We start from the raw sequence: 20,241 nt of genomic DNA, 5'->3' as shown, positions 1-20,241 counted from the left end.
GCCGCCGCCGCCGCCGCCTCCGCCGCCAAAGACACCAGGTCCGCCGTTCTCGGGTCCCGGTCCACCTCCAATGCCGCCACCGCCGGGGCCGCCTTTGGCCCTGGTGCCGTCGTATATGCCGCCGTTTCCGAACATACCGCCGCCGCCGCCGCCGGCGCCCGCAAACTTGCCGTCAGCCGAAACGCCGGCACCGCCGACGCCACCTTGCGCCGTGTTGTGCAGCAAGGTGACGTTGCTCACTGTCACACGGGCGCCGCTGGCGACGAACAGGGCCCCGCCAAGTCCGGCGCCGCCACCGCCGCCACCGGCATCACCCGTGTTGGGGCTCACGCCGTTGCCGCCGTTGCCGCCCTGTGCCTTGGCATTTTCGATGACGAGATCATTGATCGCGACCTTGCCCGACTGGACGAACAGACCGCGATGCTGCTTGTTGCCGGAGAGCGTATGGTTGGCGCCGTTGATGGTCACGTCGCGCTTCACCTCAGGCAGGTTGGTGCTCAAGATGATGTTCGCGGTGAAGGTGATGGTGTCGCCGTCCTGGGCGCCACCACTCGGATTGAGCGCGGTCTGGAGCTGCGTCTCGTTGCCGACATTGAAGTTCCTGGCGTTTGCTGGAAGTGCCGTCGATAGCAGGCCTGCAAGGAGTACTATGGCCCGCGCCAGGCAGGAGATTCGCGTCGGCGACCCAATTTGCCTGAGCCGGCCGGCCGTAAGGCGCGACCGCCTGATGACGTCGACTTTTCTACCCACCTGCCTGGCCCCTCGAACCTCTCCGAATTAGGAAATCTTAAATTAGATTCTATGCACCCATGACTGCCGATTGGGGCAGCAAATCAACAGCATTTCTGCCGCCTGCATGCTGGGTGGCGAAGGTTTCACCGCAGACGCTCTAAATCGAAAAGAGATCCTCTCAGATAAGCGGGAACGGCGTTATAGAATTCTTTGCCTTTTCCAGGAAAACTGACCCTGGAAATTCGGGGCGAATCCGCGGGCGGGAGAACAACAGCAAAGGAGAGCGCGTGACGCAGAATGTTGGTCAGAAATTGCGGGTGACGATGGCATTCCTCGGCGCCGTGACACGCAAGGACCTCGCGGCGGCGTTCCGTCGTGTCAACCCGGCGACGTCGTTCGATGTCGAGCGCGCGCACAAATGGATGCAGGGGCGTGCCCACCCGCGCGAGCTCCGGCTCTACGAGGACTGGGCGAAGGTCGTGGATGTTGGGCGTCCGGGAGCCTGGATCGCCGACTGCGAGCTCGACGAGTTCATCCAGGCCATTTGTACTCGACATAATTGCGAGCGCGATACACTGGAGCGCATAAGCGAACCGTCGCGCCGGTCGCTCGCCGGGCAACGCCAGGATGCAAGCCGGTCGCTCGCCGGCACCTACGCCTGCTACTCCCACGCCTGGTCGCCCTATTTCCGCGCCCAGTTCATCAGGGCAGAACTGTCAATCCAATCGAATGGCCCGCAGGGCGTTCTCGCACAGTATTCGGAGCGGCTGCCGACGAGCCGGTTTCAACTTGAAGGCCCGCTCGTGATGGCGGGGCGGGCCATGCACCTCGACCTGGTCGAACCCAGCGGTGATGGCCGCATGTTCTTCTGTCTTTCCTTGCCGACACCACCGGCTAGCGTCCTTGCGGGCCTGATGTGCGGCGCCACGATCATCGGCCCCGACGCGCAGCCATCGGTGACCCGAATTGTGATGATCCGGCTTCCAGCGCCGAGCATGCGGCTGCGCTCTGCGGTTGCATACCTGCCGTCCCAAACGTCGATTGCCGGCGACTTGGCCTCGCTGGGGCTGCGGATTCCAGATCCAGCCGCGGTCGATGAAGGCGTCGGCGCGTTTCTGACGGGCGGCCATGAAGCTGGCCTCGACCAAGTTCAATCGCCTTGCCACAGGGCGTTGGTCGACCTGTTCGATCCGATCTGGCTTGCTGGCGCAATGGCGCAGCAGCGTTTCGGAGAGGCGTAGCTGCTCTCATGCGCCTTTACGCGGGGTCGATTTTCCGGCTGGACCAGAATGCCGTTGTCCCGCCGCGAGCCCACCGGACCACATCCGCCCCTACCATAGCCGAGATGCACTGCTGGTCACTAAACCGACGCTGCCAGCATCTTGCGCAAGAAGAACCGACCTGAGCCCCGAGCGTGATCTGGAAGTTGCCCGAACACCTCGTAACCCAAGGTCTTATAGAAAGCTGGCGCCTGGAATCCATAGGTTTCCAGCCACACCCCCACACACTTCCGCTCCCGAGCGAGCTGTCCAGCAGCATTCATGAGTTGCGTCCCGAGCTTTTGCCGCCTCAGGAATTCCGGAACAAACAACAGTTCGACAAACAACCAATCGTAAGACACTTTTCCCCACAAGCCGCCGATGGTCTCATCGCTATCATGATCACGAAGGAGGATGCCGACTGGCGCATAGCCAGAAGGTTCGCTCGTCGCATCATTATAGCTGACCAAGGCCCTCAAGATCGTTTTATAGTCTGCATCTTCGGGTCTTTCGGACACAATAACGAATGGGCGCATGTTTTAGCCTATTAACGATATATGCATCGATGAACCCCTCTCGCGGCAGACATTCCAAAAACGGAAGAATTTGTCTCAGAAATACTGGGGAACGAATATGGAATTCTTTGCCCTTTCCAGGAAAAGAGGCCCTGGAAACGCACCGGTTCCGTGGGTGGGGCAACAACATGAGCATGAGAGGAGACAAGGCATAGAGCTTCGCGACGGAATAATCCCGGCACGCGGCGGCGGACGGAGATTAGCCACACGAGGGCAGCAAGATCAGTCTCGATTCAAGACGTTTGGCTGTAGCGGAGCAATTTGAAGCAATCCCCGCTTCCCGACTTCAATTGCATCAGGAAATGTTTCGACCGATCGATCCACTCCTGGTGCGACCTGGCGTCCGCTTCGATCTCATCGACCGGTCTAAGTTTGACGAAGCCCCGCCCGTTGCTGAAAAGCCAGCACGCACGGCCGAGAAGTCTCCTGCTGCGCAGGCGCAACAGGTCGGCATCATAAAAGATATCCAGCACCTCCTGCTTGATCTTCCGCTCCTTTTCAGGATTAGCGATCGCAGCATCAAGTGGCTCACCGCCGATCGCATCGTGCAAATCCGTGTAGTCCAGCGGGAGCTGGGTGGTGGCATATTTGATCTCGCTCTCATCGCTGACGATATTAAACCACAGCGTCGGATCGAGTTCGTTGACGACGAACGACGATTCGAAGTCACGCGATAAGTTCAGAATCTCGAACGACTGAACGTCAACGTCGCGCTCGACCAAAAGAATCTCGGCGACCTGCTTGGCGAGCTCCGCTCCGTGCGCGCTGATGGCGTTGTTCTTTCCACCGAGTTTCGGATCGATGTAGGGCCCACCCTCATCGAGCAGCGTGTCGAATTCACCTAGGGATTCGACGACGGCTGCGCCACGAGCGATGCGTGCCGCCAGTTTGGCCATGACCTGCTGGAGTTCGGCTTCGCGTTTGCGCTGGTCTTGGTAGTTCTGCTGAAAAAAGAAGATGAACAGAGATACTCCAATTCCAATCAGGATCACCCCCAGCTGCGAAAAGGTGTTGCGATAATATTCCAACAGCTTTTCACGATGGCGTGCGTCCTGCCGCACACTGCGCGCCACCCCAAGATTGACGATGAGCGAAATGGTCAGGAGCCCGGCGCCGACGAGGATAAGGCCGCCGATGAGGAGGTATCCGTAGCCTGAGAACGTCCTGAAATCCATGTCGTTTACCGGGTTGCCGAGGCGTTAGACATTAGACCCAACCTAATAACATCGGGGAACACCTAAATCTCTGGGACGCCAACATGCGCGAGCGTGAAGGTTCTCGGATGCCGGACGATGTGGCTCCAGCGGCATCGTGTCCGCATCGGAAACCTCAAGGCGGCTGGCTCGCTATGTCGGTCATGTTCGACACCCCCAAGCTCTCTCTCTCTCTCTCTCTCTCTCTCTCTCTCTCTCTCTCTCTCTCTGGGTCAAGGCTTGCGTGGGTCTCGAAGAAAAATGCCCTGGCCATGGAGGTTCAAATTCTCGATCGTGACGGCTGTCGTCCGGTCGGCCTCAACGGTGAACGAAACGGCACTCGGTCCAGAGGCGTTTTCGCCTATCGGCTGGTATGTGAAGGTATCGCGGGTGATGTGCTGAAGTGGAAAGGACTCCGTGCGGGGCCCGAGGCTCATGACCAGGCTGTCGCTCTTCTGTGTAACCGTCAGTCCGCCATAAAAGTCGTTGCCGTAAGTGCCGACATAGCTTGCGGCAGGCAGGGCCGGCGAAGGCTGCGAGCGCGCCCGCTCGGCATCGATGGCGCCGCCGTAGTCGGGCTTCATGGCATCAGCCATGAGCTGGCCGTAGGCGTCGATCCAGTCTCGTTCAACCTTTCCGGCAAATACCAGATCGAGAAAGCTCTTGCTCGTGGCCTCCGCGAGGCCGACCGGATAGCCGTTCGTCACCACGACTATGCCGAGCCGTTCTGACGGAACGAGATGCACATTCGTGCCGACACCAAGATTGAACGCTCCCGAGTGGCTGAGATGGATACGACCCTGCGGATCGAGATCGACGTTCCAGCCGAGCCCGTAAGAAGGGGGAAAAGCGCCGGACGGACCCGATGCGGACCCCCGTGCGATTACCGGTTGGTGAGTCTCGGCGAGAGCAGCCGAGGTGAGGATCTCCTTGCCATCGAGCTTGCCGCCGCCAAGCTGGAGCCTCAGCCACTGCGCGAGGTCGCGTGCCGTGGAGCTGACACCGCCAGCCGGAGACTGGGCGTCAGGATCGCGTGGCGGGCCGGGAAGCCATTTGCCGTCAGTGCGGACGGAATTCACGGCGCGATTTTCGGCGGCGAGGAAATCAGAATGTCGCGAGCTCGTCCGGGTCATGCCCGCGGGTCGGTACAGCCGCTCTTTTGACAATACTTCCCAAGGCTTCCCGGCAGCCTTGGCTGCGGCGAGCGCCGCTTCCGTCAAGCCGAAATTGGTATAGGCGTAGCTCGCCCGGAAGGGACCGGCCGGGTTGACGTGGCGTAGCCGGAACAGGATTTCTTCGCGGCTGTATCCCAGGTCCTCGAGCAGGTCGCCAATATGTCCGGGAAGACCGCTTCGGTGAGAGAACATGTCACGAAGCGTGACCTCGCGCGTGACCCAGGGGTCCTTCAGTTCGAATCCGGGATCGTGCTTTACGATCGGATCGTCCCAAGCCACGAGACCTTCGCCGACGAGAGTGGCGACCACCGTGGACGCAATCGGCTTCGACATCGAGGCGAGCTGAAACACAGTGTCGGGGTCGACGGGCTCAGGCTTGTCCACCTCGCGAACGCCGTAGCCGCGGAGAAACACTACCGCATCGTCGTGAACGATGGCGATCGCCAAGCCGGGCACGCCGGTTCGCGACATGCCATCGCGGATAATGGCATCGAGTTTTGGGAGAACCTCGGTGACACGGTCAGTCGTCACGGGGTCAGTTGTGACGGGCTCGGCGAAGGCCAGTTTCGGCAGGAGGCAGGCAACTATCGCGACTCCCGCCCAAGAGGCCAATTTCGAATGTTTCATCATCTGCTCCGGCGGTTGGAACGTGCCCCACGGCACCCAATGGGAAATCTCGCGGTCATCAGTTGAGTTCGTACAAAATCGCAGATATCGCTCCCTCGTCCGCGAATACCTTGATGACGTCCGCAATGCTCCCGATTGGCGCGACGTTGTTCACATAAGTGACATAGGCCAGCAATTTTCCCGCCTTCGATTTGATGTATCCCGCAAAGACCTGGGCTTTGAGCGTGCCGTCCGCGACTGTTGTCCCGGTTTTCGCAAACACGTTTCCCACGCCTGGCGCAATGAGGGGATTTGGCGGATCGATCCCGACTGTGGCTAGCGAACCATCGACCCCGAGAACGGGAAGAGCGTCGAAATAAACTTCCGACGCTTTCGTCTTCCGCATTGCCGCAAGGAGGCCCGTAACGGCGCCGGGTGTCGCACGGCTATCGGGGCTGCCGCTGCCGTTTGTCGGAAAATCGAAGCCGTCGGGAGAAAGTCCGTACTCACCTATCAGCGTATTCCGCTCGGCTGCGAGGTCCGTCTCAATGGTTCTTGCTCCTTGCGTCAGTCCAAATAGCGCAAGGCTCAGATTGGCTCCGAGATTGTGGCTGACCTTGAGGATCAGCTTCGCGTATTCCGCATATGGCGGTGAAACGAGTCGAGCGACTTCCGCTGACTGTAAGTAGGCGCTTTTCGAAGGAAGCTTCGCGACCGGGTTCGGGCCTGTCGCCGATGCCGTAACTGAGACTCCCGCCCTGCCCAGCGCCTCGATTAAAGCTGTGCGCGCAAAGGAAGACGGCTCGACGATCGGGAACGTCTGGACCAATGTTGCGACGCCGGGCAGGCTCGGCCTGTAGCCGGCAGGGATCTGGCCCTTGACGATCCCGATCTTGGGGTCGGCTGGCGAGATCTCGAGGGAGATTTCCATCGGTTCGCTGGCGGCGACGGTTATCACCTGCGAACTGACGGTGAAGGCCGCTGTTTTAGGTCGCCAGTCCACCGCGGCCGGTTGTCCAGCTTCAGCCGGCAGGATGGTCACGTCTATGAGGTTGTCGTTCACGATCATCGGTGTGATCAGAACATTCCCGTTTGGCACGCGGAAATGATCGAAAAGGCGATCATCGATGACGACATCGCCCGTGACGGCCTTGATTCCGGATTTGGCGACCTGCCTTGCAATGGAATTCAGCCCGGACAGCGGATCGGCCTCCGTGAGGGTCGCGCTGCCGAGCGAATTGGCCTCGGTGTGATCGAAGTTGGTGAAGGCGATCTTGCCGCCGGCCGCAGTTCGTCCGCCAAGGGTCAGATCCCCGCTTGCGAGCAAGACGAGATTTCCCTGAAGCGTGCCGTCTGCCCCTGCCTCGCCGAGACGATAGACCTTCGTCTCGAAGCGATGATCTATGCCGAGCGCGTTCAGCGCGAGACCGACCGAGAACAGCTTTCGCACCGAACCGGTGAAGAAAAGCGAGTCCGGGCCATAGGCCGCCGTCGTGGCTCCCGAGGAGAGATCGACTGCCCGGAGGCCCCAGATCGCCCCGGAATAGCGTGGCGCGTCCATAATCGAGCGGATAGCGGGCGGAAGGTCGAGTTCGGCTGCGGCCGCGCCGATTCCGGCACCCCAAAGTGGCGCCACGACGCCCAAGGCAACCATCAAGCCGCTTCGCGTTCTCTTGAACATCGTTCGTTCCATCTCTTCCTCCAATGCGGCCGCGGCTCGATCGCCACGACGTACCGACGTACCAATGAGAATGCCAATCCGAAGAGAACGCGCATAAAGGCGCTGCTACTGAAGATATAAAAGCTGGGAGTGCTGTGGGGTGTTACCATGCCTGCCTCAGAAGCGTCGCGCCTAGTAGGCCTGCTGAATCGCAGCGGCAATTGCAGCAATGTCGTGATCGGCGGAGATGAAATCCTCGACCGAGCCAAAAGGAGCGCTGTTGAGGAAGATCGCAAAAGCGAGCTCGCGGCCGCTTTTCGCCTCGATATAGCCGACTTGGGTCTTGGCGATGATGATGCCCTGATAATCTCCGGGCGCGGAGATCACCCGTGTGCCATCCTTGATGTGAATATGCCCGACCGCCGGGGTTCCAAGACCGTTCGCAGCTTGTGTTCCATCCACACCCAGGATGGCCATTCCGTCCCGGATGGCCGATCCCCACGGCTCCTTGACAATTCGCGTGAGCACCGTTGTCTGGTCCACGGGCGCTGTCTTGGCGTGATCATCGGAGCCGGCGCCGTCGAAGACGTAAGTGCTTTGCCGCGACACACCCAGGCGGTCGAGCAGTTCGAGCTCCTTGCCGATTCCAGCCACGCAGTCTCGGCTTCCGCCTTTCACGGCTGCAAGGCACAGCATCAAATGGGCGCCGCGATTGTAGCTGACCTTGAGAACGACCTTGACGAATTCCGAGAGCGGAGGCGAGACGTGCTCGGCCACTTTATTGTCAGGGGAATAGGCCGCCGCGTCCGGCAGTTCGTCAACTGGATTTGGCCCAAGCGCGTTCGCGTCTACCTTCACTCCGGCGCGCTGCAAAGCTTCGATGAACGCTGTTCGAGCGAAGGCGGCAGGGTCCGGCACATGCCAGATGCTCAAGGTGGGCGCAACTCCGGCGGCGATTTCGCCGCTGACCCGAATCTCTCCAGGGGCAGGCGACTCGATCGTGATGGGCTTTGGATTCTCTGCGACGGTCATCACGGCGCCTATCACCTTGACGGACGCGGTCTTGGGTCGCCAATCGATCTTGGCCGGCTGCCCCGCGCCGGCCGCCGTCGTCATGATGTCGATGACGTTTTCGTTGAGCCAGATCGGGGAAATGATCCCGTCCGTGGGGTCGCGATGGGTTTCGAAAAGCCGCGCATCGATGATGACGTCGCCCTTGACCTCCGCGATGCCGGAGGCATGAACCCTCTTCGCCAGATTGTCCAGGGCGGCTAGCGGGTCGCTCTCCTTGACCAAGGCGCCCCCAGCAAAGCCGGTGTCGGCATAGTTGTGGTCGATCTCTGGAAAATTGTTGTAACCGAGAGTGCCGTCAGGCTGCTCTCGCAGGCCGAAGCTGAAATCTCCAGAGGCGACCAGGATCAGATTGCCGTCAAGCCTGCCTTCCGACACCGGCCCAGCTTTGTAGACCGGGGTATGGAACCGGTAGTCCGCCCCATACAGGTCGAGCGCAGTGGCCGTGCTGTAGACCTTCATGATCGACCCCGGAGTGAGCGACCGGTCGGCCGCCTGATCGACAAGCACAGTCCCCGCGTCGAGATCGACCACGCGCATGCCCCAGCTTGTGTGCGCGTACGCGGTTTTGGATTGGATCTCTGCTATGACAGCAGAAACGCTTGCCGGCGTGTCGCCTTCGATCCGGGGAAGGGTGTCGGCGCGCACGCCCGTACTACATAAGACGCCCAGGTTTACTAGAGCCACGAGGCTGGTCACGGACATCGAACGGATCGTGATCATGGGCAATTCCTTTTCATGAGCGTGGATCCACGCGCTGGGCGAGGTTTGAGCGTAGAGGACGCATGGTTAGAAGCGCACCCCCGCCGCGACGCGGAACAGGGCGCCCTCGACACCGAGCTGGGCTTCATCCTTATAGGGCGTAGCCACGTAGGCCAGGAGGTTGAGGTGGGTTCCGATCCCGGCGCGGATGCCGATACCGACGGAACCGAGCGAAGCGAACTCATAATCCCTGCCCGGCGGGTTCCACACCGCTCCATAGTCAACGAATCCGAACAGGCTGGGATTAGCCAGCCACGGCATGGCGGCATCGATCCCTTTCCGAAGCTCGAACGCGGCCGCGATGCCATCGTCGCCGGTGATCGAGGAGCTGTCGAAGGCTCGGCTATAGGGGTCGCCTCCCAGGTCGAAGCGGACCGCCGAAGGGAGCTCGGTGAAGGCGTACTGGCCGGTGAACTGCAGTTGCGCCGTGAGGGTATCGGTAATGTCGCGTGAGAGCGTGCCTTCACCGAACATGTAGGTGAAATCGGCGTTCTCGGTATTCGAGCCGAGACCGCTTAAACCCCGGCCCAGGCCGGCCTCGGCGACGACGGCGACACCGCCTATGGTGGTGTCAAACGTGGCTGCCGCCGTCAGCCATCGATTGCTATTGCGCGCCGCCGGATCGCCATTGACGTCGACTGCCACATCCTTGGTATTGATCGCGAATTTGGCGAAGAGATTGTGGTCGATCGTGCGCACAATCGCGTAGTTCAAAAAAGCCTTTCCGAACGTGCTCCCGACGTGAATGTCGTCGTCGTCCAGCGGATTCGACCAGACTTGGCCGAACTCATACCCGGCGACGAACCCCGACGGCCCGAGCGGAAATGCCTGCCCGAACCGGAGAAACACGAGCTTGTCCGGGTCGGCGGGATTGGTCACCGCGAGCGCCTCGGTGCCCTCGAACAATCCGAGAGCATCGTTGACGCGCGCGATACCGGAAAGCTGCAGCGGCCCGGTTGATGGCGTGCCCAGATTGTCGAGGCGGGCATCGAGCCCGCTCCTCTTGAAGTCGACCTTCAAAACAAGCCTCCCCGCAGCCGGATCGTCCTCGACCTTGGAAAGCTTGGCCTCCACCGTGAAGCCGGGGATATCGGCGACGAGCAAGGCGTAGCGCTCAAGGTGAGAGACACGGACCGGTCGTTCCGCCACCATGCGGGCAATATACGGCTTCAGCCGTTCCTCGAGACCGGGCTGATCCGATTCCACGACAACATCGCGGAGATAGGATTCGTAGACGACGATGCGGATCCGGCCGCTGCTGAAATCCTGCTTCGGGACCAGGGCCGCCGCATAGTAATCGTGTTCACGGTAGATGCGTTCGATTCCGTCGATGATCTCCTTCATATCGAGGAGTGAAACCTCTCGACCAATCAGTTTCCCCCAAAGCGCAGAGAAGATCGCCGGATCGAGCGTCACCGCTCCTTCGAGGTCGATTTTGCGGAGCCGGAAGCGGATGGTTTTGAGCTGCTCGGGGGACAGGCCGGCGACCGGCGCGGCATGCGTAACGGTGATACTTGGAGGCCGCCGAGGCGGCGGCTCGAACCGCTCAATGACAGTTGTCTGATCTCTGATGACGCGGTCCGCGTCCTGCGCCTGAGCGCGAGCGACCAGCACCGCCAGAAAGCTTGAGGCGATCAGCACCAGTCTGGTCGCCAGACAAAGCCGGTCGTGGTGAACCACTCTTTGCTCCAAAACTGCCCACGAATTTCTCAAGCCGCAGACATTCTAACCGAGAGCAATTGTCTCAGAAAAAGAAGTTGTCTCAGATAAATGGTGACGCGTGCATAGAATTCTTTGCCTTTTCCAGGAAAAATGATCCTGGAAATTCGGAGCGGTTCCGCAGTTGAGCAATAAGAACAAAGGAGTAGCGACGGCGCGGAAAACTGATCAGAGCTGCGTGCGATGCCGGCGCATCTGGCCACCTCGTCGACATAGTAGCTGGCATAACATTCACGCTTAGGATAAACGCGCGGATTTTTTTACGCCGTAGGCTGTTTGCGATATCGGTGCGCCAGCTCTCTTCACGGGGAGCGCGGGCGAGGTGTGCGGCCCCAACTCTCGCGCGCGGACCCGCTCTGCCGCGGATGCCGTCGCTTGTGCGAGCCCCGGACTCGACATCGCAATCGTATGGAAGGCACGATCAGCGTCGCCAGGCCCATCCGTGCCGGTGACCGTCTCGCTATCACAACGTCTTCTGACAGGTCTCTCACTGGGTGAGCCATCGTAATGAGATTAGGTCAACGCTCCTGAGACTGCATGGATCGAAACGCCAACCGGCCAGTTAGGTGGGTCAGGTGCAGACACGGAGAGAACTGTGAGCCCGAATGCCTCAGGCAATGACATAGGACACGCCACCCCAACCAGACCAGCCGCGGACGGTCTCGCTCCGGCCTTGGCCCGCAACATCGAAGCAATTGTTCAACGACGAAAGCGCGATGCGAAAGCAGCCACTGCGGAGCAACGCGCTGCGGCAGCAATCAGCAAGTTCGCAGGCAGCATGATCTTCGTCTATATTCATCTTGTTTTCTTCGGCGGCTGGATCGTCCTCAACATTAAGCCCGTTGGCTTTGTTCAGCCTTGGGACCCATCCTTGGTCATCCTTGCAATGATTGCATCCGTGGAGGCGATTTTCTTGTCCACGTTCGTGCTCATCAACCAGAACCGGATGGCCGCTGAGGACGATGCCAGAGCAGACCTCGATCTTCAGGTGAGCCTGCTGAACGAACATGAGACGACCAAGCTTATCAAGATGGTCGAGGAGATTGCCAGGCGCTTGAATATTCGCACGGAAGCGGATGATGAATTGAACGAACTGAAGCGCGACGTCGCGCCTGAAGCTGTTCTCGACAAGATCGTGGAGGCAGAGGAGTAGGCAACTCTGGGGGAGAGGGCGTCGCCAATGTCCCACCGATAGCGACACTTGTCCATGAGCGCTCGTCGTGCTGTGAACGCGCTCTGGTTGACTTGATGGGCCGCCGAGGACAGCGTGTCTCCGCCGAGGACAGCGTGTCTCGTCGGACGACACAATATTCCACAGCACACCATGATCAGCGGCCCCTCTCACCACAGTCACTACCGGCAGAAGCGGACTATTCGGGTTCTGCCGCCTCAAGAGCGTCGATGACCGGAGCAAGCGAGTCATCTTCCTGACGCGGCGCCTGCAACTCGCTGGTCGCATTCGCCTTGTCGAGGGCTTGCTGGATGGCGTCTTCTATGTTGTCGATCTCTTGTTCGCGAACCTCGCGCCCATATCCGGCAGCATCCGCATCCTGTTCGAACTGCTGCACGAGCCCTGCGACGGTGACTGGTGCGTCCGCAGGCACATTGCCGACATTCTCCTGCAGCCAGCTTCGAAAGAACTCTATGGTCGCACTCATCTCGCCTCCTGAGCCGGACAACTGCCGCAGAGAGTGGTTGTTCCATGGCCCTGTCAGGAATTGCGAACTCCACCGGCATCGACCGAAGTCCCCAGCATGCCATTGCCGCAAACGAAGCGAGCCGCCTTCCCCTTCACCGTCGCCTGTCAGCAACTCATCTGTCTTGGTTGGTTGGATCCCCTACGCTAGATCGGTCTGCACAGCCTGGATGGAGTTCGACGCCGATGGCGGCGATGGACCGATGCTGCCCGCATTGTGCTCGCGCTTCGGCGCTTTCGCAGGCAGTCCGGTTGGGAATGCCGCATGCAGAAAAGCACTCCGACAGTCTTCTTCACGAGTGATACTCATTTCAGTGACGCGCGCATCCGGCGGATCGAGCGGCGGCCGTCCAGCTCGCTCCTTGAGCATGACATGACGCTTATGACGCTCTGGCAGATTACTGTAGAGGGGCGAATGGGTCCTCCGTGCTGGCCACCCGAGTCGGCGGCGACGCGGTCTGCACCGCCGACCCACGACATTGTTCCCGCGCGCGCGCTCTTCGATGAAAGGCGTCGCCAGAGCACGGCGATACCTCGCCTTGCAACGATCGCGCATGTCCAGGTGGAGCGCCCGGCGGGCGTCTAGCCCCGTGGTCGGGTCGTCGAGGATCGGGAGGCGCGACCGGTGCATCAACGCCCGGGAGATCTCGCCGCTGCTCAGCTGGCGGCCCGAAAGCGAACGGACCCGCTCATCGCGCCAGTCGAGCTCCTCGCAAATTCTCCTTCGCCGACGTCTGCGGCAAGTCCATGCAGCGTGGGTTAGCGTAGGTTTTCGGCGGCGGTGAGATGGGGCCAAGTGCCGGCGGCTTGGCCGGCATGGAATGACCCACACACCGATCAGCCCGAACTGGGCGTGAAAGAAATCAGTGACTAGCGAGAACAGTTCCGTGTTCCCGGCGCCGCTGGCGCTGCGTGTATGACAAGGTGGGCACTCATGCATCGGCCGATGAAGTTGCAGGGCGCGTTTTGAGCAATTCGCTCGGTGTTATTGCGGGGTTGCTCCCATTCTTGCGCGTGGCGCACCATATTAGCCATTTGACGGGCGCAGATGCCGTTTGCGGGGACTCGCCCACCAAGAGGCTCTAGAGTTGCGAGTGTAGTCTGCTGGCCAGCCAGTCCGATACTTTTTCGGTCAGGGGGCGCGCTTCCCATTCGCCCAAACTGATCTGCCTTGATCGCGCAAGATCCTGGCTGAACAGGTCGATCTGCGTTTTGGCAAAATCCCGGCCGTAGACATTCAGCGTGGCTTCGTCGTTCAGTCGCAAAGAGCGCTCGTCCAGGTTGGCAGAGCCAAAGCTCGTCCAGACGTCGTCGACGATCAGGAGTTTGGGATGATACATCGTTGGCTGGAACTCGAAGATCCGGACCCCAGCTTTGAGCAAGTCGCCCCAGAAGTACCGCGAGCCCTTTCGGACCAGGGGCACGTCTGTGAGCCAGTTGGGCACGATCACGTCGACTGCTACCCCTCGTTTCCTGGCGTCCAGGATCTGCTGCAGGGCAATATCGTCAGGCACGAAATAGGCCATTCCGATGCGAAGATGATCCTTGGCGGCAGCTATCGCGGCCAGCATCATCAGTTCCATGTTCTCCGAGCCATTTGGCTGCGAGGATAGAATCAACTGAGCTCCAAGCGTCCCCGCAGGTTCGGAGGGTGGGTAGAACTTCTCACCCTGCAATGTCTCCCCGGCCGTTTCCAACCAGTTTTCCGCGAAAGCCGCCTGGAAGGCAGACACTGCGGGCCCTTTGACTTGATAGTGGGTGTCGCGCCACTCATCTGGGTTGCGGGCGTTTCCAAGCCAGTTGTCAGCGATCCCGACGCCGCCGGTGAACGCGACCAGTCCGTCAACGATCAGCAGCTTGCGATGGGTCCGGTTGTTTACACGATCCAACGTATACCAATGGATAGGTCTATAGCGCTGGAACCGCACGCCGGCGCTTGTCATGATCTCGATCAGCTCTTCATCAAAAGGCAGGCTGCCGACCCAGTCAACGAGCACACGGACCTCGACACCGTCTCGGGCTTTGGTTGCCAACGCGCTCGCGAACTCATAACCGACGACCCCCGACCAATAGATATAGGTCTCGAAATCAATTGTAGAGCGAGCCGCATGGATCGCCTGCAGCATCGAAGGAAAGATCTCATCTCCGTTGACAAGGGTTTGTACCGAGTTTGATTCGAACAGCTGTCCTTGCGAATAACTGCTCATGCTCCTGACAAATTCAGGATCCGCCGCGTCGAAACGGTGCGGCACAAGCGTTCGCAAAATGCGTGGCTCTGGTGCCAAGTTTATGCTCAGCAACGTGATCAGGCTGGCGACGACGGCAACGGCCACGTATTTGAGGCCCTTGAGCAGCCTTCGCAGATTTAGGCCAAACCTCACTGGGTCCGCGCCCGCCCGTGGCGCCGCGAGTCCGCTTGGCACATCTCAATCGCCCTGCTGTTTACGAGTGCGATGCTTTTCGATTTCCTCTGGTTCTTCATCATCGATTCTGGTGATGTTTGATGCCGAGCTATTCGTTCGCAACATCTCATCCAGCTTGGCATGGATCGCCTGCGTGTCGCGATGCTCTGCGCGCTGAATGAACAGTGTCATGGCCCAGGTGAACAGGGTCGCCGCGCCATGCCAGTTCAAACTTTCCCTGTCGAAAAATAGCCAAAGGGCGGCGTAAGCCAGCAACACCAGGAATGCTGCCGGCCGAGAGGTCAATGTGCCGATTGAGGTGAGCACGCTCGTGATCGGGTGATTTGCCATCATCAAGAACTTTCGACTGCAACGCGGGTTCCCATTCTTGGCCCAAGCTCTGCAAACGTGCTTGAAGGTTTTGCCGCAAGCTGATCCGACATCTTGGGTGGCCACAGTTTAGGACGAACCCGGAACTTGGTGACCATGGTCGGATGCGGCGGCGTGAAGGTGTCGCTCCACGGCAAGATATGAAGCCTTCTTCATGTGTGGCGGAACCTTCGGCGTCGTGCAGCTTTACGTTCTTTAGGTGGAGATCATGAGGGGAGATGCAGCTTGTCTTCGCCGGCGTGGGTGGTGTGCAGCACGCGGGCGAGCGCTCGGTGACGCCACTGTGATGTCCGTGCGAAAAAAATGAATCGCTAGCTTGCCGCCTTCGACCCCGCAGACAGTCGTACCATCATATTGGTCCGACACTCGGCGATTCTCGGAACGTGACTACTTCCAAGTGATGGGGTGAGGTATGGGACACGATACTACCTGACCTGAGCTTTTGAGCCCGCTCGACATTAAGGAGGTAACCCCTTGCCAGGTGAGATGATACTGCCGAACAGATCAGGTTTCGATTTATCCGTGTTGTTCAAGGTGCTGGAGCGACGGGACGATCTCACGGTCCAAGACCGGGCAGTACTTCAGGACGGCCCCTGGCGCGTGCGTGATTACGAAGTCGACGACGAAATCGTCGTGGAGCACTCCGAACCCAAGGAGAGCTGCGTTATCGTCTCGGGGATCACGGGAAGAAATGTCACCTTCGCCGACGGCAGGCGCCAGATAACGGCCCTCCACATTCCAGGCGACTTCGTGGACCTGCATGCATTCCTGTTGCACGTTATGGACCACAACGTCGTTGCTTTGGCGCCAACTCGCATGGCGTTCATCGGGCATGATACGCTGCGTCGGATCACCGAGACCCACCAGCACCTGTTCCGCGTGCTGACAACGGTATTGGCGGTGGATGCCGCCATCCAGAGGGTTTGGATCGCGTGCCTCGGGCGCCGGTCCGCAGAGGCCCACCTGGCGCACATCATTTGCGAGATGTTCCTGCGCATGGAGGTCGTCGGCTTGACCCGGGAATGGTCATTTGAATTTCCTGTCACGCAAAGCATGCTGGCGGATACGGTCGGGCTGTCTGTTGTCCATCTCAATCGGACGCTCATGGCATTGCGCCGTGCTGGCCTTATCACATGGCAGCGTAAGGTGGTGACCATCACGAACTGGGATCGCTTGGCGCGAGCCGCTGAGTTCGATGCGACTTATCTCAACCTTCGCAAAGAGCCGCGATAGAGACTTTTATTCGCGGGCTTCGTCGTCTCCAGCAGCAATGATGGCCCAAGCAATGGCACGGCACGCTCGGCTTGAGAGGCAGGTGGAAGACCCCAACGGGCAAATTGCCGACGCACTGCTCAACCACCTCGACCCGTGCACAATCGTGCCGACGCATAGTGCTTCGGGCCGCACGGCAGGCGATTTCTTCTGGCTCCTCTGCTGCATTTGAACCTATCCGGGCGGCCCTCAAGCATGGGATCCGCGATGTTCATGCACCTTGGGTTAACGGATCTGATGCGTCTGGCGCCGATTAAAGCGATCAGTTTGGAACTTTTCATCCCCACAAGCGTTTGAGGGGGCTTGTGGGAGACGGGGTACCAAATGAAGCAAGGGGTTCTTCCTGCTCAAGTCGACGAGATAGCCTCTCTCTCGGAGGTGCCCGACCCGATACTCACCAATGAGTTTGAGGATTTCTTCGAGAATGCCGCCATCGCACTTCACTTCGTCGGGAAAGATGGCACCATCTTGCGTGCCAATCGCGCAGAATTGCAAATGTTGGGATTCACGGCCGAGGAATATGTAGGCCGCAACATTCGCGAATTTCACGCAGATCCGGTTGCTATTGCAGACATATTGGACCGCCTGTCCCGGCGGGAGGAACTTCAAAACCACCGCGCGCGGCTGCGGGCCAAAGATGGCTCGATCCGCTGGGTAGAAATAACCTCCAACGTTCGCGCATTGGGTGACCGTTTTCTCAATACCCGCTGTATCACCACCGATGTGACTGAAACGGTCAAGGCGCAGGAGCTGATACGCGAACAGGAGCGGCGGCTTGCCATTACCTATGAGAACGCTGCCGCAGGTATCGTGGAAGCAAACGCCGAAGGCCAGCTGCTGCGGGTAAATTCCTATCTGTGTGACCTTTTGGGTTACTCGCAGGATGAGCTGATTGGGCGATCGATTTTTGACCGCACCTTTCCCGCCGATGCTGAAGCAGATCGCGAGCAGTATCGACGGCAAGTGGCTGGCGAGATCGACAGCTACACACTTGAAAAGCGATTTGTTCGCAAGAATGGATCAGTTTTTTGGGCTGTTGTGAATTCGTCGAGCGTTCATGACTGCGACGGGTCATTTCGATACGCTGTACGTGTTCAGCACGATATCAGCGAGCGCAAGCGGGTTGAGGCGGCGCTTGCCAAACGTGCCGAGGAGCAGGGTGCGATACATCGATTCACCGAAATGCTGCAGCATGCGCGCACGCAAGAGGATGTGTATGCGCCGGCGCTCGATGCAATCCAACGTGCGCTCCAATGCCAGCGTGCTTCGATATTGCTGTTGGATAAAAACGGGCGCATGAAGTTTGTGGCTTGGCGTGGCCTGTCCGACACTTACCGCGTAGCGGTGGAAGGACACTCGCCTTGGTCAGCGCAGAGCCAAGATCCGCAGCCGATCTGTGTCGACGATGCACAGCAAGCGGATTTGCCGGAAGAATTGAAACAAGCGATCCGGACTGAGGGCATCGGTGCGGTCTACTTCATTCCGATCACACAAGGTGGACGGCTTCTGGGCAAATTCATGGCCTACTTCGACCAGCCTCAAGAGTATTCGGAACAGCAGATTGAAACGGGTCGGACCATCGCTCGTCAACTCGGTTTCGGCATCGAACGCATAAAGGGCGAAAATGCTGCTCAGAGGCTGGCAGCAATCGTGGAGTCTTCCCATGACGCGATCGTCAGCAAGGATTTGAATGGGATCATTTTGACATGGAATCGCGGAGCTGAGCGCCTGTTCGGCTATTCGGCCTCGGAAGTGCTCGGCAAGCCCATCACGATCATCATCCCTCCGGATCGGCTGCAAGAGGAGCCGCTCATCCTGGGTCGGATACGCAAGGGCGAAATTGTCGATCATTTCGAAACAGTCCGGCGCCACAAGGATGGGTCGCTAGTGGACATTTCTCTGACGATATCGCCTGTCCGAGACGCAGCGGGCCGTATCGTTGGCGCCTCCAAAATTGCCCGGGATATAACTGCGCAGAAAATCGCGGAAGCAAAGGTGCGCGACAGTGAACGTCACCTTCAGGATCTTCTCGCCGCCATCCCTGCTGCAATCTACACGACCGACGAGCAGGGCAAGATCACCTATTTCAATGAGGCAGCGGTCGAACTCGCCGGCCGCACGCCGGTGATCGGCAGTGATGAATGGTGCGTCACCTGGAAGCTCTATTGGCCAGATGGAACGCCACTTCCTCACGACCAGTGTCCAATGGCTGTTTCCCTTCGTGAAGGGCGGCCGGTCCGGGGAGTTGAGGCAATTGCCGAGCGGCCGGACGGCACGCGGATTCCATTCATTCCCTATCCGACACCGATGCGGGATGCAGCTGGAGAAATTGTCGGCGGCATCAACATGCTGGTCGACGTCAGCGAGCGCAAGCAAGCTGAGACACAACAGCGGATCCTGCTTAACGAACTCAACCATCGCGTTAAGAACAACATGATGATGTTGAAGTCCTTGCTTTCGGTAGCGGCCAGGACCAGTCAAAATTCGGAGGCACGCAAGACGCTCGACGAGGCAAGCAAGCGAGTGGCGACCATGGCTGCGGCTCAACGTGTCCTCTACGACACGCCAGATGCATCCAATTTCAGCGCGCCACTTTTTCTCGGGGCTATTTGCGAAACGACAAAGCAGGTGTTTCCAGCGAACGTCCAACTCGTTTGCGACGCCGATCCCATCCAGTTGCCCAACGATATCGCGATGCCGCTTGCGCTCATACTCAATGAGCTTTTGGTCAATGCCGTCAAACATGGATCTGCGGGCAAGGCAAGCAACATTATTCGAGTTGGGATCAAGCAGCACGGTCAAAAGCAGGTGTTGACGGTAGAGGATGAAGGTTCAGGTTTCGATCTGAGGGCGGTGCGTCATTCCTCGTCAGGTTTGCGGTTGGTTGAGGGATTGGCGCGACAGATTGGTGGGATTCTCGAAGTTGAGCGAGATCCGTCTCGTTGCATCGTGATTTTTTCTCAGGCTCCCGGGGAGAACGGCTTTGACGTTAAAAACGGCAATAGTTGAGACAAGCCGGACGGGGGTTTCGAGCCGACCATCCAGACCTCAGCTAGTTTTCTCCAGAGACGATGGGACTGGTGCAGAAGCGAGAGTTTCCGGCAAACCATCCATCATGATCGTCGAAGACGACTACCTCATCGCCATCGATGTCGAGGCTAGTCTTGGCGATGCAGGTTTTGTCTTGGCTGGGATAGCCAGTACAGCCGAGGAGGCCATCATAATTGCGCGCTCGGCTCAGCCTGCGATTGCCCTGATGGATATCCGCTTGCTTGGCAAGCGGGACGGAATTGACGCAGCGTTGGAACTCTACCGGGACTTCGGCATACGGTGCATCTTTGCAACCGCGCACGCTGACCGCGACGTAAAGCTTCGAGCCGAAGCGGCAAGACCACTCGGCTGGGTTCAGAAACCCTACTCTACGGCGATGCTCATCGAAGCCATCCAAAGGGGTTTGCAGGAGCTCGACAACAAAGGCTGAGCGTCACGACCGGCAGCCAGTGCTGGCGGAGCCCTGGCTTTGAAATTAACCGACGCAATCTTCGTTGCAGTCGCGAATTGGTACGCTCCAAGCTGGCCGGCTGATCTATTGGGACTGTACGCATATAGACCACCGAAATCCATTTTGCCTGGCCTGACAACCCAGAAGGCCGTAAGCGCTGTTTTGGGACCACCTTTCGGGAGTGGTCGCGATCTGTGAGGTTGCCGGTTCTGTAGTGGGATCGGAGA

General features: G+C 59.2%; 14 protein-coding genes and 1 pseudogene. 5 read left to right on the top strand and 10 right to left on the bottom strand.

Annotation, left to right across the window (positions count from 1 at the left end):
• Positions 1 to 750: pseudogene (locus tag FJ979_RS33425) on the bottom strand (hypothetical protein); the annotation flags it as partial.
• Positions 751 to 1,019: 269 nt separating this feature from the next.
• Here FJ979_RS33425 and FJ979_RS31980 point away from each other — a divergent pair.
• The gene (locus tag FJ979_RS31980) at positions 1,020 to 1,973 is read left to right on the top strand and encodes a hypothetical protein (protein WP_140562256.1); all 954 of its coding nucleotides are present in this window, start codon (positions 1,020 to 1,022) and stop codon (positions 1,971 to 1,973) included.
• Between the two features lie 119 nt (positions 1,974 to 2,092).
• Here the strand turns inward: FJ979_RS31980 and FJ979_RS31975 are convergent, their stop codons facing one another.
• From FJ979_RS31975 to FJ979_RS31950, 6 genes are all read right to left on the bottom strand, one after another.
• Positions 2,093 to 2,527: a GNAT family N-acetyltransferase gene (locus FJ979_RS31975; protein ID WP_140584672.1), complete on the bottom strand. Its 435-nt coding sequence runs from the start codon at positions 2,525 to 2,527 to the stop codon at positions 2,093 to 2,095.
• A 272-nt stretch (positions 2,528 to 2,799) separates the two neighbouring features.
• Positions 2,800 to 3,741, bottom strand: coding sequence for a hypothetical protein (locus FJ979_RS31970; protein ID WP_140584671.1), 942 nt, complete (start codon positions 3,739 to 3,741; stop codon positions 2,800 to 2,802).
• 251 nt (positions 3,742 to 3,992) lie between these two features.
• The gene (locus tag FJ979_RS31965) at positions 3,993 to 5,561 is read right to left on the bottom strand and encodes a serine hydrolase (RefSeq protein WP_210239519.1); all 1,569 of its coding nucleotides are present in this window, start codon (positions 5,559 to 5,561) and stop codon (positions 3,993 to 3,995) included.
• 58 nt (positions 5,562 to 5,619) lie between these two features.
• The gene (locus FJ979_RS31960; protein ID WP_140584669.1) at positions 5,620 to 7,233 is read right to left on the bottom strand and encodes a D-alanyl-D-alanine carboxypeptidase; all 1,614 of its coding nucleotides are present in this window, start codon (positions 7,231 to 7,233) and stop codon (positions 5,620 to 5,622) included.
• 159 nt (positions 7,234 to 7,392) lie between these two features.
• Positions 7,393 to 8,994: a D-alanyl-D-alanine carboxypeptidase/D-alanyl-D-alanine-endopeptidase gene (dacB, locus tag FJ979_RS31955; RefSeq protein ID WP_140562247.1), complete on the bottom strand. Its 1,602-nt coding sequence runs from the start codon at positions 8,992 to 8,994 to the stop codon at positions 7,393 to 7,395.
• 66 nt (positions 8,995 to 9,060) lie between these two features.
• Complete coding sequence (locus FJ979_RS31950) at positions 9,061 to 10,713, bottom strand: ShlB/FhaC/HecB family hemolysin secretion/activation protein (RefSeq protein WP_181172033.1); 1,653 nt, start codon at positions 10,711 to 10,713, stop codon at positions 9,061 to 9,063.
• A 634-nt stretch (positions 10,714 to 11,347) separates the two neighbouring features.
• On the opposite strand from FJ979_RS31950, the gene FJ979_RS31945 reads away from it, so the two are divergent.
• The gene (locus FJ979_RS31945; RefSeq protein WP_140562244.1) at positions 11,348 to 11,905 is read left to right on the top strand and encodes a DUF1003 domain-containing protein; all 558 of its coding nucleotides are present in this window, start codon (positions 11,348 to 11,350) and stop codon (positions 11,903 to 11,905) included.
• Positions 11,906 to 12,122: 217 nt separating this feature from the next.
• On the opposite strand, the gene FJ979_RS31940 is transcribed toward FJ979_RS31945, so the two are convergent.
• The 3 genes from FJ979_RS31940 to FJ979_RS31930 form a co-directional block, all read right to left on the bottom strand.
• Complete coding sequence (locus FJ979_RS31940) at positions 12,123 to 12,410, bottom strand: DUF768 domain-containing protein (protein ID WP_140562242.1); 288 nt, start codon at positions 12,408 to 12,410, stop codon at positions 12,123 to 12,125.
• A gap of 1,120 nt (positions 12,411 to 13,530) precedes the next feature.
• Positions 13,531 to 14,781, bottom strand: coding sequence for a phospholipase D-like domain-containing protein (locus tag FJ979_RS31935; RefSeq protein WP_246679065.1), 1,251 nt, complete (start codon positions 14,779 to 14,781; stop codon positions 13,531 to 13,533).
• Between the two features lie 93 nt (positions 14,782 to 14,874).
• Positions 14,875 to 15,201 (bottom strand): low affinity iron permease family protein, encoded by a 327-nt coding sequence (locus FJ979_RS31930; protein ID WP_140562275.1) that lies wholly within the window; start codon positions 15,199 to 15,201, stop codon positions 14,875 to 14,877.
• A 513-nt stretch (positions 15,202 to 15,714) separates the two neighbouring features.
• On the opposite strand from FJ979_RS31930, the gene FJ979_RS31925 reads away from it, so the two are divergent.
• The 3 genes from FJ979_RS31925 (at position 15,715) to FJ979_RS31915 (ending at position 19,993) form a co-directional block, all read left to right on the top strand.
• Entirely contained in the window at positions 15,715 to 16,473 is a 759-nt protein-coding gene (locus tag FJ979_RS31925; protein ID WP_224704873.1) for a Crp/Fnr family transcriptional regulator, read from the top strand.
• Between the two features lie 363 nt (positions 16,474 to 16,836).
• Positions 16,837 to 19,521 carry a PAS domain S-box protein gene (locus tag FJ979_RS31920; protein ID WP_140584666.1) on the top strand — a complete coding sequence of 895 codons (2,685 nt, stop codon included), beginning with the start codon at positions 16,837 to 16,839 and terminating at the stop codon, positions 19,519 to 19,521.
• Positions 19,522 to 19,627: 106 nt separating this feature from the next.
• The gene (locus FJ979_RS31915; RefSeq protein WP_140584665.1) at positions 19,628 to 19,993 is read left to right on the top strand and encodes a response regulator; all 366 of its coding nucleotides are present in this window, start codon (positions 19,628 to 19,630) and stop codon (positions 19,991 to 19,993) included.
• The last annotated feature ends 248 nt before the right edge of the window (positions 19,994 to 20,241 follow it).

This window comes from Mesorhizobium sp. B1-1-6, from assembly GCF_006443035.1.
Taxonomy (GTDB): Bacteria; Pseudomonadota; Alphaproteobacteria; order Rhizobiales; family Rhizobiaceae; genus Mesorhizobium.
This window is presented reverse-complemented; position numbering and strand designations above follow the sequence as displayed.